This window comes from Bdellovibrio sp. HM001 (genome assembly GCF_055397275.1).
The window spans coordinates 113,255-126,253 of the sequence record NZ_AP029175.1 but is presented as its reverse complement, the minus strand read 5'-3'; the positions used below and the strand labels follow the sequence as shown (position 1 = coordinate 126,253).

Genomic DNA, 12,999 nt, shown 5'->3' with positions numbered 1-12,999 from the left:
AATTCATCCTCTTGGCCATATCATCCTTTTTACTAGGATGGGGCTACGGCGATCTAAAAGATAACAAGGATCCATTCATGATGACGATAGCTATCGTCGTGACAGTACCTTTTGGTCTATTGGTTTGGTCAGGGATTGATCTTTGGCCGATCTTAAAGATTGTCATATCCATATTTGCCGCGGCGACCGGCCATTAGCTCTCAGTCTATTTATTGTGTGTACGGGGTAGGACCCCGCACATAACAAAAGGCTTTAGTTGGCCAAAGGAAACTTTATGAAACAGTGTACACCCACTTTCCCCACTTCATGTCCTGCGTGCGACAAAACCATATCAATTCCAGCAAAATACTCGGCCCAAGTTACAAGAATCCTGGATATTGAATCTTTTCTCTCTCAGATCTCGCAGAAAATGAACGTCATTCATCAAAAAGACTGCGCTCTGGTTGACTACCACAAAGGCGCCCTTGTCAACACCCCGATTCTCTATAATGAGGATGCCAGCTCTGCTGCGCGAATCCTTCATGCCGATCGTTTATCTACGATATTTTGCAAAAACTGTTTTGAATTCAATCTTGAGTACAAAAACTCCGAGCAAGAGGAGTACGCGATAATTTCAAAAGCTCAGGCTCACATAATGAAAGTCTATCGGGAAGCTCTGGAACTTCAGTTTCGTGAAAAGATGGTTCTTGCGACCCTTCTTTATCGACTGTTTGAAACTGGCAAATCTAAACTAGAGGCCCTCAATAATGAGTGGAATTCCTTAAGCAGAATCATCGCGCTTGACCAGGTGGACGTTCGACACTTCACAGGAGACGTTTTTCCGGAAATGGCAGATGAAACTGCGGACCACAGGCTGTTCAAATCATTCAGAAGCCTAAACGTCGAGGTAAAAAGCGTTTTGGACTTTGTTGTAAATCTGCCAACGAAAGCTCGCCTTTCTCATGAAATTGGCTGCGCTCAGACTCCCTTCTGGAAGCTTGAGAGCAGTATGGAGGCCGGGCAAAACATCTACTCCTGCCACTACGGCTACTTTTGGAAGACAGACGAATCTGTGTCGCCTCAATTTTATGAGAGGTACAAAGACGCCAGCGCCTCGCTAATCAAACATTGCATAAAATAACCCCCAAAAAAAAGCCGGGGAGGAGCGCTCCCCGGCCATTTACTCACCATAAGGAGAACCTAAAATGTTGCTCAATCCTGGATTTAACCTCACGCTACGTCCAATGAAATATCCTGAGTTTTTTGATCTGTACAAAACGGCCATCAAAAACACATGGACCGTGGAAGAGGTGGACTTTAAAACGGACGTCAACGATCTTCGCTACAAACTTTCTGAATCAGAACAACACCTTATTGGGCGCCTGGTTGCCTTCTTTGCGACCGGAGACTCTATCGTGGGGAACAACCTGGTGCTCAATCTCTATAAGCACATCAATTCCCCTGAAGCCCGCATGTACCTATCACGTCAGCTTTACGAGGAAGCCCAGCATGTTGAATTCTATCTGACACTGCTTGACACCTACCTCCCCGATCCAAAGGAGCGCGAAAAGGCCTTTGCAGCTGTTGAGAACATCCCTTCGATCCGACTGAAGGCCGCGTTTGCTGAAAAGTACATGATGAGCATCAACAATCTGGATGAGCTTCGCACAAAGGATGACCGTCGGGCCTTCCTTCTAAATCTTGTCTGTTTTGCTGCTTGCATCGAGGGCCTGTTTTTCTTTGCGGCCTTTGCATACGTTTACTTCTTGCGGTCCAAGGGATTGTTGCCGGGTCTCGCCTCAGGCACGAACTGGGTATTCCGCGACGAATCCATGCACATGCAGTTTGCCTTCAGAGTGATTCACACCGCTCTGGAAGAGGAGCCGGACTTGATAGATGCTAACATGAAGGAACAGATTCGAGCGATGCTTGCAGAGGCGATCTCTTGTGAGCTGGTATTCGCAGAAGATCTGCTTCAGTTGGGCGTTGCTGGATTGTCAGCAAAGGAAATGAAGACATATCTCGAGTACGTTGCTGACCAGCGCCTTGCGGCACTAGGGATCGCTCCTGTTTACGGCGTCAAGAATCCATTCTCCTTTATGGAACTTCAGGATGCACAAGAGCTAACAAATTTCTTTGAGCGCAGGGTGTCTGCTTACCAGGTCGGGGTTACTGGCGAGGTTGGTTTTGGAGAAGAATTTTAAAGAAGAGAGGCCGGGGAAACCCGGCCTCAGTATTTGGCTGGTTGCCAATTTTAAATGGCGTCCCGTACCGCTTCGTTCAGAGATATTGGTTTACTTTCAAGCGTTCCGGCCATTTAATGCCTAAGAGAGGGGATGATGAAGCTTTACTTCCAAGTGACAGACAGGAGTGCAGAAGAGGTACTTGCGCTGGTGCGCGAGGCTGACCTGGACTTCTCTTTGGAAGGCGAACACCTTATCGTTTCCTTTGACCCGGAAGAGCTCGACGAAGAACAGACTGAGATCGTGAAACGAATTAAGAAACGCGCATCCTCCGCCGTTTAGGTCAAAGCAATTTTGTTCCATATTGAGATTTTCATCCTCTAAGTGAGGCGAAACTATGAATGTGGAACAATCTGAAAAAATCGTTCTTGAAAAGATAGGCATCACCATTTCCTCGTACTCCCCATTTACGATTGTGTGCGCTGATGGTGCGCTTGCTACAGGCAATTTTGCCAGCGCCGTCATAGCGTCGAAGCTGCGCGCAGTGGCTGAAGAATGGGCTTTCTATGTAGCCGGCCTTTGCGAGCAAGGCGAGCTTGCAACCCCAATGCAAGAATTTTTGGAACTCAACACAGTTGAGTACACCAACTTCCTGAAACACGGAGTGCTCCTGTCGAACAGCTGCATTTCTCGAATAGTTAGAAGAATCGCTGCCATGAATGACCCAGTTTTCTGGGAGCTTTGCTCCATTACCGTCGCGAGAACTCCATGAAAACAAATGCAGTGACAAGAATCGGTATGTCCACACTTTCTCTTGAAGAAGTCCAGCTCGTGAATCGCTATATTGGCACCATCGAAGTTTACCTAAAGGGGCGGTCCAACCCAATTGAGGTAAAGGGCGTGACCGCCGAGGAAATCGCCCGCTTTGAGAAAGACTGGGAAGCCTACCTGAGCAGGCCGGAGCAGGGACAAAAGTCGACCGGCTAAACAAGCCAACTGTTCGTTCACGTCCGCCTACAGAAATTACTCAACCCTGCTTGAGGCAGGGTGGCTCAATTTCAAAACAAATAACCAAAATTTATAAGACCCACGCTTGGGAGCGATCTGTTGCCAAGCTCATTGCCAATGTCCTCAACATCCTTCTTGATTCCTTGGTACTGAGGGTGGGATGTAATGAGAGCGTTGTCATCTTCGCTTGTCGTGATTACTGTCTTGGCCCCTGAGCTTATTTGCCAGCCAAGCTCCATGTTGAAGAAGAGCCCGCTCTTGGATGTCCAGGTCCAACCAATGGCGGGGGTAACGTAGGCCGAACTTATTTCTCCCTTGTATTCAACTCTTTGCCCAAGGACGAAGTCTGTGGTCGTTCCTGTGACCTTTTGTTCCCCGAATACGGCCCCGACATAGAAGGTGCCAGCCCACGGGTAATATTTTAACCCAACGTCCACCGAATCGACCTGAACGCCAATCTCCCCTACTTTAAAACCTGGCGTAAACCCCTTGTGAGCGCCAAGGCTCAAATAGTCGCCCCAGGTGCGCCACTCAAGCCCTACGGACAACGGGTGAGGCAAAGAGAGCGCTTTCACGCTGATCCCGACCCCTCCAGCCATCGCCCCTGAGCAACATATCATAAATAGCATGATGAGAATGATTCTAGGCATAAGCCCTCCGCCTCATAAATAGAAAGGAGGGCCTTCATCCCTTGGGTGATGCCACTGTGTCGCTGGCCATTTAACCGTCACTAAGAGGAGGCCTCATGAACGAAAAAGCTTTGAGAGCGTGCGTTGATTATCTTTTGGCAACGGAAGCCAGTGATTTCGAAGAGCAAGGATATTTTGACAGAGGCAACCTTGTCGAAAATATGGGCCTCACCAACGAAGAAGCTGTCGCCATTGTCAAATACAGAGGCAATGAAAAATACAACAAAAGGGCGCTACTGTCGGGCTTAGAGAAGCTTGATCACCACATCTACGCAAACGCCCTGCTTGTTCATATTTCCATGACGTAAGCGGGAGATGTTGTGAAAAAACCTTCATACGAATCACTTAAACAAACTCTTTCCGAGCTCCTTGAGAATGAACACGGCGGATGCTCTGACAATACATGCGACATCGCTAAGTGCATGGAGAACGGATTCTATCTCTGGGCATCTCACCTCTTTATCGGAACAGGTGTCGCGAGCAAAGAATTCGAAAAGACCTACGCGCTCCTACCCAAGAGATTCGAACAAGACGCTGAAAGTGAGCGGGTTGAGTTTTTGGCTACAGTTGAGAGTTGCGAGTGCCCTAATTGCGGCGCGGTCGTTTATGACCCAGACAGTTGCGAATACCACTGCTCCAACTGCGGTCAAAGAGCTGTCTTCTTGGTTAAAACCAACTCACTTGGCCCCGACGGTGTCGAAGACCTGGGGGATCGCTGGGTTGACGGATTTAATGTCCTGGACTTCAAAGAGCGCTCTGACCACTGCATTTTTTCTGTCGCTATGAAATACGGGAAGATGCCCGGCGAGTTCACAAAAGAGATCCTTGAACGTTCAGTAGGTGCATCTCTTCCAACTGGAACAAAATTGACATTGGCCTCTTAAACTAGAATCAAAAATCAGCGCCTAACGCGCGGGAGAAATATAATGAGTAAACCATCTACAAGTTTTAGAAAGCTGACAGAAGAGTACCAGACTCTACGCGAGCAACTGGAAGAAAACATCAAGTCAACCATCTCCATCGCCAGAGAGCTCATCGGCGTTGATGTAACAATCCTGTCTGATCAGGAGTACGACGACAACAACTATTATTCATATATTCGCTGCCTACAGATTGGAGTCACTCAGGTATCCCTCACATATCACGATGTCGTCGATCTCGACGTTGACGTAGCTTCTGAAGCGATCAAGCGCTGTAAAGCTGACCCGGACAAGAAAGAAGAGGTTCTCGAAATGCTCGATGACGAAGTCGTTCAAGTTACCAGAGCTTGCGTTGAGAACAGTCTTGATTGCGAAGCTCTCATCCAAGGGCTCGCTCATCTTTTGGACATCCCGGGCGAATTTCACCACTTGTTGGTGTAGCTGTGAGATCAACACGCCCAACTGAACAAAATGCTATTTGTGCAGATAGAGACTGTCTTCTCGATTTTGAGGACAGTCTCGCCCTGAAGGATTTCTCTCCTGAGAAGGCAAAGAAGGTCGTTCCAGAACTATCGCCAATAATCGACCACTTAGTTTCGCTTCTGCCGGTAAAGGCGTATTTTACGGTTGATGTGATGATGCACAACTTTGTGAAGGACGGCCAAACATGCGTGGACGTTTCTCCGCATGTCGACGGTGTCGGAAACGAGTACGTGATCTGGTCGATCGGTGATTTTCGCACGGAGTTCCTTATCACAGACTTGGACATACCAGAACTAGGAGTTCTTGAACCAATGCTCGTGAAACCACTCATCAGGAAAGCTATTCTGGAGAATGACGTTTGCTTTGTCGAGGCTCCCGAGTCTGTCCCGATGAGGTACGACTCCAGGTGCATCCACCGGGGAAGACGCGCTCGTGCTGGATCTAAGCGCCTGATGATTCGGGTTTGCTCAAGCAACTACATCAAACCCAAAAACGTCAACTTGACGAAACGGCTACAGTTTGGAGCGCAGCATCTTCGGCCATTTATTATCAGCCCTAATTCAAACCAACGCATTAAAAAGGAGTAATCCATGAAACGCCTTAAGCACGTCTTTTCACAAGAAGTTCTTAGCCGCCTAGAGCGAAAGCTTGATCCCGATCTTTTGGAACAGATCCTTTCCACGCACGACGCCACCAGTCTGGGCGGAGTCAGTGCAGAAGACGGATGGTTCGCGATATACTCGGAGTTCACAAACCCATCAATTTCTGAGTACGTGCAAAACGCCATCGCTGCCGGCATGAATGTCGATGTCGATGCAGTCAACGTGGCACATATTGGCGGAGGCGTGATCAATGTAAGTTGCGAGATGTGTTGCGGCTCAAGAGACGTACCTTGGCCCGAGTACGCACTTCAGATCCTTGAGAGTGTCAACTCAATCATGAGCAAATCCGAGCTGCGCCCAGCAAAACTGATGTTCTAAACCTCACCCGGAGCGAGCGGGCAAATGCGCCCGTTCGCCCTATGTACTTAACCAATAAAGGAGATCTGACATGTCAAACGCAAGAAAGTCCCAAGCCACTGAACACTTTACGAATTTCGATGAGTTTGCCGCTCACGTCGGACTGGTTGATACAAAATCGTTGAGATCAATGGTTCCGAAGAACATGCGGGACCTGATCAAGGACTACAACGGGTATGGTATTCTTCATAACAAAGCTGCCTTGTCAGAGATCCTGGCCGCTACTGAGCTTAAACCCGTAACTCGGAAGGTTGAGGATTCCGAGGATAACAGTGATGAGACCGTCGAAATGTTCGAAACAGGTGTTGGTCTTAGCAATGAAGGTTTCCTGTTCCACAACAGGGGCGCCGACGCGACTTGCGCGGTCCCTTGGTAGTAACGTGCTGGCCGGGGCGCTAGGCTCGCCGTAGTCCCTGGCCATTTACTCTGCTGTTGACGGAGGTGAAATATGTCTTCAGATCCAAAAGTGTATGTCCGATGCCTATCTTCTTACAATTCCGGGAAACTGCACGGGAAATGGATCTCCATTTCTGGCAAAACAAAAGACGAGCTGCAAGATGAGATTAACGAGCTGCTCAGCACTTCAACTGAGGAGCCGGCAGAAGAGTGGGCTATCCATGACACTGAGGACCTTGAGGGCGCAGGCATTCGTGAGCACACAGGCCTTGACACATTGGCGGAATTTGGTGCCATTCACGCTGAGAACGAAGACACCTTTGAGCGCGTCCTTGCTTTGTTCAATCACTTCTGCGGCAACACGACTGTAGAGGATTGTTTGGCCTACCACAACGACAACTACCTCGGGGCGTACTCGTCTTCTCGAGACTACGCCGAAGAACAGTGGCAAAACAATGGGAACCTTGACTCAATCCCAGAGCATTTGCGCATGTATATCGACTGGGACTCAGTGGTCAATGATATGGAATGCAACGGCGAACACTTCACCATAGAAGCCGGCGGCGAAACTCACTACTACCGCAGCGTCTAGGAGGAATTTATGGATTTGGTCGAAAACAGCTACTTGTTTCACCGTAAAAATCACACCGTCGTCGGCAGAATCCTTTCTGTCGATGGCCAGTACGCCAATGTCGAGTGGTACGATCCCACTTGGCGGACCACCAGCGAAGACAAGATCTACGTCCAAGACTATTTGAAACACCTAAGGATTGTTGACAAGAACGACGTTGTGAATGACGTAGTTTACGCTCTGGCCTCAGATAAAGGCATCAAGGTCAGCCATGACAACGTCACGGTTAAGGGTGTCACCTCAACTCACAGAGGGTTCCTTTTCAACGTCTCCGTTATTACGGAGCGATGTATTTTTGACGGGACCGATCTCGCCGAGAGAGGCTATTCCGTGAGCACTGTTTATCCTGACGACTTTGAAAAAAGCGTTTCTCGTGAAGATTTTCTTGAAATGGTTTCAATGGCAAAGACGCGTCTGGAAAGAAAGGGCCAAATCCTGCCAGAGGAGCTTGCGTCTATGTATTACGGAGAGTTTCCCTTTAAGCACAAGCACCTAAGTGAGCTCAACAAGATGGCTCTAGCGGCACTCGCTATAGAAAAGGTCAAGGTTTGATCTTGAGACAAAACAAAACCCCCGGATAGCCGGGGGTTTTCTTATTTTGAAGAGTAGAAGTTGTAAAGTTTCTCGCAGACCTTCATGTTGATTCTAGTTCTGTTCGAGTCAACCACTTCCCCATTCACCTCCCTAAGTTGTTTCAGTGCCTTAGGGCCTTTTTTGAGATCAGCCGTGCTGATTGTGGTCATCACACACTTGTTGTCGGTCCAATCGTACGAAATGTAGTAACCGATATTATCTTTCTCAAAAAAGTGATAGTACCACATCTGAGGCTTGAAGTTGGGGTACTTCGACTGAGTAACCTTAATCATGTGCTCCGTCACACCAGCTTCGGTGTTGAAGATCGCACCCCTCTCAAATTTAATTGAATTTTTGAGGGCACGCTCCTCAATTTCGCCAACAGACAATTTGGCGAAAGCGATATTTGCCGCCACGAAATGGATGCAAAATACGCAAATTGCAGCGTACAGAATATTCTGGCGTCTCATCACTCTCCCCTTTTTAGTAGCCGACTTCAAGATTCTGATTTGGCGTTCTCAAAGATTCTTTAATGTAGCCAGATCGAACGGAGCCGTCCGGCAACACCTCTGGCTTCACATACTCCTGCACAAGTTCTGAGTATTTGCCGGCCTCGCCATTGGCGGCCTTGTTCGCCAGGATTCGCTCATACATGGCAGCCTGTTCGCGAAGAGTCTGTAACTCTTTCTGGGCGTTCTTTGTGAACTTGTCTTCATAATATGAATTGATCGTGTAACTCACGAGCCCAAGGGCCGCGCAACCAATTGCCGCGTTTGTTGCAGGCTGCTGTCCGGTTGCTGTCATCGTGTAGCCAGCCGCCGCTCCAGCTGCGCACAATAAGGTCGGTTCAAACCAGAAGCTCTCAGTCCACCCGGCAAAAGAAACCTCCGTGGAAAATAAAATTGTCAGGCTCAAAATAAACTTTTTCATAGCAACTCCTTCAGTCATTAAATAGACGCGCGAACGAAATCCCGCCCTTCAAAAGAAGGATGAAGGGACGGAATATACTATCTATGAGATATTTTTCGATTTTCAGATTTGAGGCGCCCCCGAGACGTGACTCTTCGACCGGAGGCGACACGGCGGGCGCATGAAGGGTTACAGCATGTAACAGCCGTCGTCCCCAGGAATCTCCTTAAACAAACTATCAAGAGCGGAATTGTTATCGGCGGAAGTTTGGGCACCTTCTGAGATCAAAGTGACAATCACTTCTTTGCTGATAAGTTTTTTGACTTTGAAATCTACATGGAAGATTTCCGCCTCGTGGACCTTTGCAGGCTTTGCCTCAACAGGCAACTCCGCTTTAGTTGTTGAAACCCCGTCTACTGACAAGAGTTTTTTGCTCGCGAAATCCACTTGGTAAATTTTGGCGGTGTTCATTTTTACGTACCTCTCTTCCTATAATTCAATCATCTGCCAAGACGCCGAAATACGCATTACATTTTCGGTATATTCACAATGTATTTCGCAAGTGCTTGTAATTTAAGCACTTTGGCCATCTCAAAACGACTCACAGCCACAGAACATAAATGAAATCAACACCGTACGGTTTGAAATCGAGCCAGATCATCCCAAGAGCCGATGGCTGACTTATTTCAAGTCCAATCCATAGCCCCAACAAAATCGTTATAAAGCCCAGCAGGGCGGTTCGAATCATCGCCATCATCCATAGGATGAAGCCCGGCCATTTACATCCTCGATAGGAGGTTTTCGTGGGAGCCAAAAGCAAAAATCCAAACTGGTTTTTCGAGCTGACGCAGGAGCAGCAGGTTGAATATTGCATGAAGCTCAAGGGGACCCGCCCTTCGATTTACTGCACCGGCAAAGGAGTGCCTCGCCCCAACCCATCCAAAAAAACGGCCCTGGAGCATGACTACTACGACTTAAATGGAAAATACGCCTTTGCAAAAAAGTCAGAGATCAAAAACATTGGCGAAGACATTGAAGGGGCAGCTCGCCACGTGCGCAACAAAGGGCGGGTGATCACAATTGATGGAATCATTGAAGAAAACAAGGGGGAGTCCGTCTCGCGCAACCAGCTTTTATCGACCTTGGACTTTGAAAAGGACCTGACCGAGGGTAACGCCCATATCGTCTTTGCGATGCACAGATGGCTCTCTTTGTACCCAAAAGAGTGCAACGAGAAGGATCGCAAAAAGTATCTTACCGGATTTAAGGCCCTTTCCGAAAAGGCGGCCGAGCTGATCAAAACGGAAAGCGATACAACTCGCGCTCTTGTGGCAATGAGGAATGCCACAGATGAACTGATGGTCCAGTTCCGTGCTGATGATCCTTACAATGATCTCTCCAATCGGTACTGGCGCATGAAAATTTCTGCCCTCAGAGGCAAAAACTCCATCACAAACCAACTCATCAAAGCAACTGAAGAAGAGATTAGGGAAGGACGTGGCCTCAAAGGCCTGCGCGCTCGCGTAAGCGGCGCCATGAAAGGGAAGAAACCCCTGGTGAAGGGCAAATCTGTCCAGCGCGACAAGTTCCGCGAGGATTCCTTGTACAAAAACGACCGTTACGAGATCAGCAACCAAACCTTCAAAGACCATCGAGATGCCGAAAAGTATCTCGGCAGCCTGGCCCGCGGGATTCAGTTTGGCAACTCCCTTCCTACCAAACAAAGGGCTGAGCATCTTGTGGCCTGCGCCCAGAGCATAAAAGACCTGTCGCAAATCACCGGCTTGTCTGAGTCCTCAATTTTCCAAAACGGGAAGCTGGGCATCGCGTTTGCTGCCCGCGGCAAGAAGGGAGCCGCTCACTACGAGAGTAAGACCAAAGCGCTGAATCTGACCAGAGACCACGGCTACGGAGCGCTGGCGCACGAGATTGCCCACTTTCTTGATCACTCCTATGGGGAGAAGGTTGTTGGCAACAACATGAAAAAAGGGCACTATCTCAGCAGTTACTCTTCTTACTACTCAAAGCATGCTGACACCGAGAAGAAAAAGGCTATTGCGTCAGCAATGCACGACGTCTATGGGCACATTGAGACTATGTGCAGAAGAATGAGAAACGACCCTGGTATGACTGATATTATTCGATCCAAATCTCAGTACAAATACTACTTCAGCAGCACTGAGTGTTTTGCTCGAATGTTTGAGTCTTATGTCGACAGAAAGGCAAAATCAAAAGGTGTCAAAAACAGCTACCTTATCCAAAAGCCAAATCACCCCGCCTGGCCAACCGAAGAGGAGACAGATGGCTTCATGGGTGCCTTTGACAATCTTATGAAAGAAATTTCTGAAGATTAAGCTCCGGTCCGGTTAGAGACTTCCATATCCACAGCCTCAATACTGAGGCTGTTTTCAAGCTCTTTGGCGAGCTTCATAATGTGAATCGCGGACTCGACATCGTGTATGTTGGATCCTCGATTTTTGATGAACCGAGCTTCATTTGCGGCCACAGATAACAGGTCACGAATCTTTGTGAACTTCTTGGCGATCGAGTCTCTTGCGTCTTTATTGCGCTGAGATATTTGATCAAGCTCCTTTTGCATCATTATGTTCATTTCCAAACTCTTCTCCGCACTGTCAATCAAGCGACACATGTTTTCGGCCAACTCAACCAGTCCCTCCGGAACATGGCCCTTCAGGACCATCCTCTTTCTCATGGACATTTTTGCAGCATTAAGACTGTTTTTTAATTCAATCATTTCAACAATTTGGTTTTTCATATACGTTCCGCAAACCCTTGTTCGTTTAAATTTGTGAGCTATCTCCGGATTGAGACTCCCCTGTATTTGACGCCAGCAAGCGAGATGTCCTGACCAGCCCCTCGCCCTTTTATCATCCGGCGTGATACCACTGTCATCGCAATTCCTGGAATTGCGGGGACAAGCGCGGAAACAAGGCTTGCGGAGGTGCCGGACAATTCTGTAAGAGCCAGACGAAGAAGTATCGCACTGCCCATGAGCAAGACCAGTCCGAGAAACATCATTCTGAGCAATTTTAACGTTCTCTTATCCATACTAAACCCCAAGGACCAGCTCCGCGATCATGCGGGCCTTTTCTTTAGTGACATTACCTCGACTTTTAAGAACTTTGCCCGTCCCGATTTCAACAACAGTGATGCAGTTTCGGAATTTGTCGAACTCATCACCGGCCAAAAAACTCGCCAAGGACTCATTTTTCAAGACGCCGAGGACGTCTTTGCCGCCAACTTTGAACGAAATTGCTTGTGTGCCAATGCGATCAGTAGAGAATTCCATTAGATCATCTCCGTACCGCGTGGGATGAATTTGAACTCCCCATTGGAGACAGCTTTCTCTTTGGAAGCTTCCGCCGCTTCAATTTCTAGTTTTAGCGCCGAACAGTGTTGGGACGCCATGAAGGAAATTGCTCCGAGCTTTGATGCCATGGCTAGGCACCCTTGTTCGAAGCCGGCGTTGTGGTAGGTCGCATTGTCTTCAGCGGCGATTACTTTTTCAATCTTCGCAGCATGATCTGACCCGATTGCAGCTCCCGTCAACAAAGTGATTCCATAGAACCCAAGGAAACCTACAACCTTCGACAATGTTTTGAGACCCACGACCTTACCCTCCTTAAAACGGGAACTAACTCCCAAAGACAGAATATCCGATTCATAAAAAATACGGCACATTATTTTGGGATATATCCCGTTTACAAAAGACCTTCAATGAAAACAACATGTTGTATTGTCTCGTATCGAGACCTTGGTAAAACGAGGGAATTTCGAGAGCTCTTTGGCGAATCCTTCTTCATCCTGTTGTTGTGAGGTGGAACGTATGAAAAAAGAAGCTGACGTGTTGGTAGTAGATTTTAAGGCAAGAAAACTTGTCGAAGTAAAGCCTGGATACAGATATGCCACGGCCCCTAAGAGATCTTATTCGGAGACCACTGAGACGCTTCTGGAATGCGGGTACAACGCGGCCACCGCCGTACAACGCCTTCTGGAGTTTGTTGAAGAGATGGGCGTAAATGATCTTGGCGCCCGCGATAACTTGACGGCCTATCAGCAGCGCCAGCTTGTGTACATCGCTAAGGTCATGGGCAGCATTGCACTGGATTGCGGAGATCAGGCTGAATACATCTTTGAGCTTCTTGACGAAAACGACAACGAAGACGGCCCGTCACCGGCATAAGGTGA

Annotated in this window: 23 protein-coding genes; 15 read left to right on the top strand and 8 right to left on the bottom strand. The window is 48.2% G+C overall.

What is annotated here, in order from left to right; translation table 11 throughout:
• Positions 1-274 precede the first annotated feature (274 nt).
• The 5 genes from ACZ5ZZ_RS18270 (at position 275) to ACZ5ZZ_RS18250 (ending at position 3,149) form a co-directional block, all read left to right on the top strand.
• Complete coding sequence (locus ACZ5ZZ_RS18270) at positions 275-1,120, top strand: hypothetical protein (protein WP_464142545.1); 846 nt, start codon at positions 275-277, stop codon at positions 1,118-1,120.
• Positions 1,121-1,184: 64 nt separating this feature from the next.
• Positions 1,185-2,183: a ribonucleotide-diphosphate reductase subunit beta gene (locus ACZ5ZZ_RS18265; protein ID WP_464142542.1), complete on the top strand. Its 999-nt coding sequence runs from the start codon at positions 1,185-1,187 to the stop codon at positions 2,181-2,183.
• Positions 2,184-2,315: 132 nt separating this feature from the next.
• On the top strand, positions 2,316-2,504 hold the full coding sequence (locus ACZ5ZZ_RS18260) for a hypothetical protein (protein ID WP_464142540.1): 189 nt from the start codon (positions 2,316-2,318) through the stop codon (positions 2,502-2,504).
• 61 nt (positions 2,505-2,565) lie between these two features.
• Complete coding sequence (locus ACZ5ZZ_RS18255) at positions 2,566-2,934, top strand: hypothetical protein (RefSeq protein ID WP_464142538.1); 369 nt, start codon at positions 2,566-2,568, stop codon at positions 2,932-2,934.
• Positions 2,931-3,149 carry a hypothetical protein gene (locus ACZ5ZZ_RS18250; RefSeq protein WP_464142536.1) on the top strand — a complete coding sequence of 73 codons (219 nt, stop codon included), beginning with the start codon at positions 2,931-2,933 and terminating at the stop codon, positions 3,147-3,149. Before ACZ5ZZ_RS18255 ends, ACZ5ZZ_RS18250 begins: the two co-directional genes overlap by 4 nt.
• Positions 3,150-3,220: 71 nt before the next feature.
• On the opposite strand, the gene ACZ5ZZ_RS18245 is transcribed toward ACZ5ZZ_RS18250, so the two are convergent.
• Positions 3,221-3,820, bottom strand: coding sequence for a hypothetical protein (locus ACZ5ZZ_RS18245; RefSeq protein ID WP_464142533.1), 600 nt, complete (start codon positions 3,818-3,820; stop codon positions 3,221-3,223).
• 95 nt (positions 3,821-3,915) lie between these two features.
• Between ACZ5ZZ_RS18245 and ACZ5ZZ_RS18240 the strand changes: the two genes are divergently transcribed.
• The 8 genes from ACZ5ZZ_RS18240 to ACZ5ZZ_RS18205 all read left to right on the top strand — a co-directional run bounded on the left by ACZ5ZZ_RS18240 (position 3,916) and on the right by ACZ5ZZ_RS18205 (position 7,860).
• Positions 3,916-4,167, top strand: a complete 252-nt coding sequence (locus tag ACZ5ZZ_RS18240; RefSeq protein WP_464142531.1) for a hypothetical protein — start codon at positions 3,916-3,918, stop codon at positions 4,165-4,167.
• A 12-nt stretch (positions 4,168-4,179) separates the two neighbouring features.
• A complete protein-coding gene (locus ACZ5ZZ_RS18235; protein WP_464142529.1) occupies positions 4,180-4,743 on the top strand; it encodes a hypothetical protein in 564 nt (187 codons plus the stop codon).
• Positions 4,744-4,785: 42 nt separating this feature from the next.
• Positions 4,786-5,220, top strand: a complete 435-nt coding sequence (locus tag ACZ5ZZ_RS18230; RefSeq protein ID WP_464142527.1) for a hypothetical protein — start codon at positions 4,786-4,788, stop codon at positions 5,218-5,220.
• A 2-nt stretch (positions 5,221-5,222) separates the two neighbouring features.
• The gene (locus ACZ5ZZ_RS18225; RefSeq protein WP_464142525.1) at positions 5,223-5,849 is read left to right on the top strand and encodes a hypothetical protein; all 627 of its coding nucleotides are present in this window, start codon (positions 5,223-5,225) and stop codon (positions 5,847-5,849) included.
• A 3-nt stretch (positions 5,850-5,852) separates the two neighbouring features.
• Positions 5,853-6,242 (top strand): hypothetical protein, encoded by a 390-nt coding sequence (locus tag ACZ5ZZ_RS18220; protein ID WP_464142522.1) that lies wholly within the window; start codon positions 5,853-5,855, stop codon positions 6,240-6,242.
• A gap of 70 nt (positions 6,243-6,312) precedes the next feature.
• Positions 6,313-6,657 (top strand): hypothetical protein, encoded by a 345-nt coding sequence (locus ACZ5ZZ_RS18215; protein WP_464142520.1) that lies wholly within the window; start codon positions 6,313-6,315, stop codon positions 6,655-6,657.
• Between the two features lie 72 nt (positions 6,658-6,729).
• Positions 6,730-7,269 carry an antirestriction protein ArdA gene (locus ACZ5ZZ_RS18210; RefSeq protein WP_464142518.1) on the top strand — a complete coding sequence of 180 codons (540 nt, stop codon included), beginning with the start codon at positions 6,730-6,732 and terminating at the stop codon, positions 7,267-7,269.
• Positions 7,270-7,278: 9 nt separating this feature from the next.
• Positions 7,279-7,860, top strand: a complete 582-nt coding sequence (locus tag ACZ5ZZ_RS18205; protein WP_464142516.1) for a hypothetical protein — start codon at positions 7,279-7,281, stop codon at positions 7,858-7,860.
• Between the two features lie 41 nt (positions 7,861-7,901).
• On the opposite strand, the gene ACZ5ZZ_RS18200 is transcribed toward ACZ5ZZ_RS18205, so the two are convergent.
• From ACZ5ZZ_RS18200 to ACZ5ZZ_RS18185, 4 genes are all read right to left on the bottom strand, one after another.
• Positions 7,902-8,351 (bottom strand): hypothetical protein, encoded by a 450-nt coding sequence (locus ACZ5ZZ_RS18200; RefSeq protein WP_464142514.1) that lies wholly within the window; start codon positions 8,349-8,351, stop codon positions 7,902-7,904.
• A 13-nt stretch (positions 8,352-8,364) separates the two neighbouring features.
• Positions 8,365-8,811 (bottom strand): hypothetical protein, encoded by a 447-nt coding sequence (locus tag ACZ5ZZ_RS18195; protein ID WP_464142512.1) that lies wholly within the window; start codon positions 8,809-8,811, stop codon positions 8,365-8,367.
• Between the two features lie 168 nt (positions 8,812-8,979).
• A complete protein-coding gene (locus ACZ5ZZ_RS18190; protein WP_464142510.1) occupies positions 8,980-9,261 on the bottom strand; it encodes a hypothetical protein in 282 nt (93 codons plus the stop codon).
• A gap of 130 nt (positions 9,262-9,391) precedes the next feature.
• Positions 9,392-9,547 (bottom strand): hypothetical protein, encoded by a 156-nt coding sequence (locus ACZ5ZZ_RS18185; protein WP_464142508.1) that lies wholly within the window; start codon positions 9,545-9,547, stop codon positions 9,392-9,394.
• 46 nt (positions 9,548-9,593) lie between these two features.
• Between ACZ5ZZ_RS18185 and ACZ5ZZ_RS18180 the strand changes: the two genes are divergently transcribed.
• Complete coding sequence (locus ACZ5ZZ_RS18180) at positions 9,594-11,144, top strand: LPD1 domain-containing protein (RefSeq protein WP_464142505.1); 1,551 nt, start codon at positions 9,594-9,596, stop codon at positions 11,142-11,144.
• Here the strand turns inward: ACZ5ZZ_RS18180 and ACZ5ZZ_RS18175 are convergent.
• The 3 genes from ACZ5ZZ_RS18175 to ACZ5ZZ_RS18165 all read right to left on the bottom strand — a co-directional run bounded on the left by ACZ5ZZ_RS18175 (position 11,141) and on the right by ACZ5ZZ_RS18165 (position 12,420).
• Positions 11,141-11,566: a hypothetical protein gene (locus ACZ5ZZ_RS18175; protein WP_464142503.1), complete on the bottom strand. Its 426-nt coding sequence runs from the start codon at positions 11,564-11,566 to the stop codon at positions 11,141-11,143. The genes ACZ5ZZ_RS18180 and ACZ5ZZ_RS18175 overlap by 4 nt on opposite strands.
• A 294-nt stretch (positions 11,567-11,860) precedes the next feature.
• The gene (locus tag ACZ5ZZ_RS18170; RefSeq protein ID WP_464142501.1) at positions 11,861-12,100 is read right to left on the bottom strand and encodes a hypothetical protein; all 240 of its coding nucleotides are present in this window, start codon (positions 12,098-12,100) and stop codon (positions 11,861-11,863) included.
• Positions 12,100-12,420 (bottom strand): hypothetical protein, encoded by a 321-nt coding sequence (locus ACZ5ZZ_RS18165; protein ID WP_464142499.1) that lies wholly within the window; start codon positions 12,418-12,420, stop codon positions 12,100-12,102. The genes ACZ5ZZ_RS18170 and ACZ5ZZ_RS18165 overlap by 1 nt, the downstream gene beginning before the upstream one ends.
• A 217-nt stretch (positions 12,421-12,637) precedes the next feature.
• Between ACZ5ZZ_RS18165 and ACZ5ZZ_RS18160 the strand changes: the two genes are divergently transcribed.
• Positions 12,638-12,994 carry a hypothetical protein gene (locus ACZ5ZZ_RS18160; protein ID WP_464142497.1) on the top strand — a complete coding sequence of 119 codons (357 nt, stop codon included), beginning with the start codon at positions 12,638-12,640 and terminating at the stop codon, positions 12,992-12,994.
• Positions 12,995-12,999 lie beyond the last annotated feature (5 nt).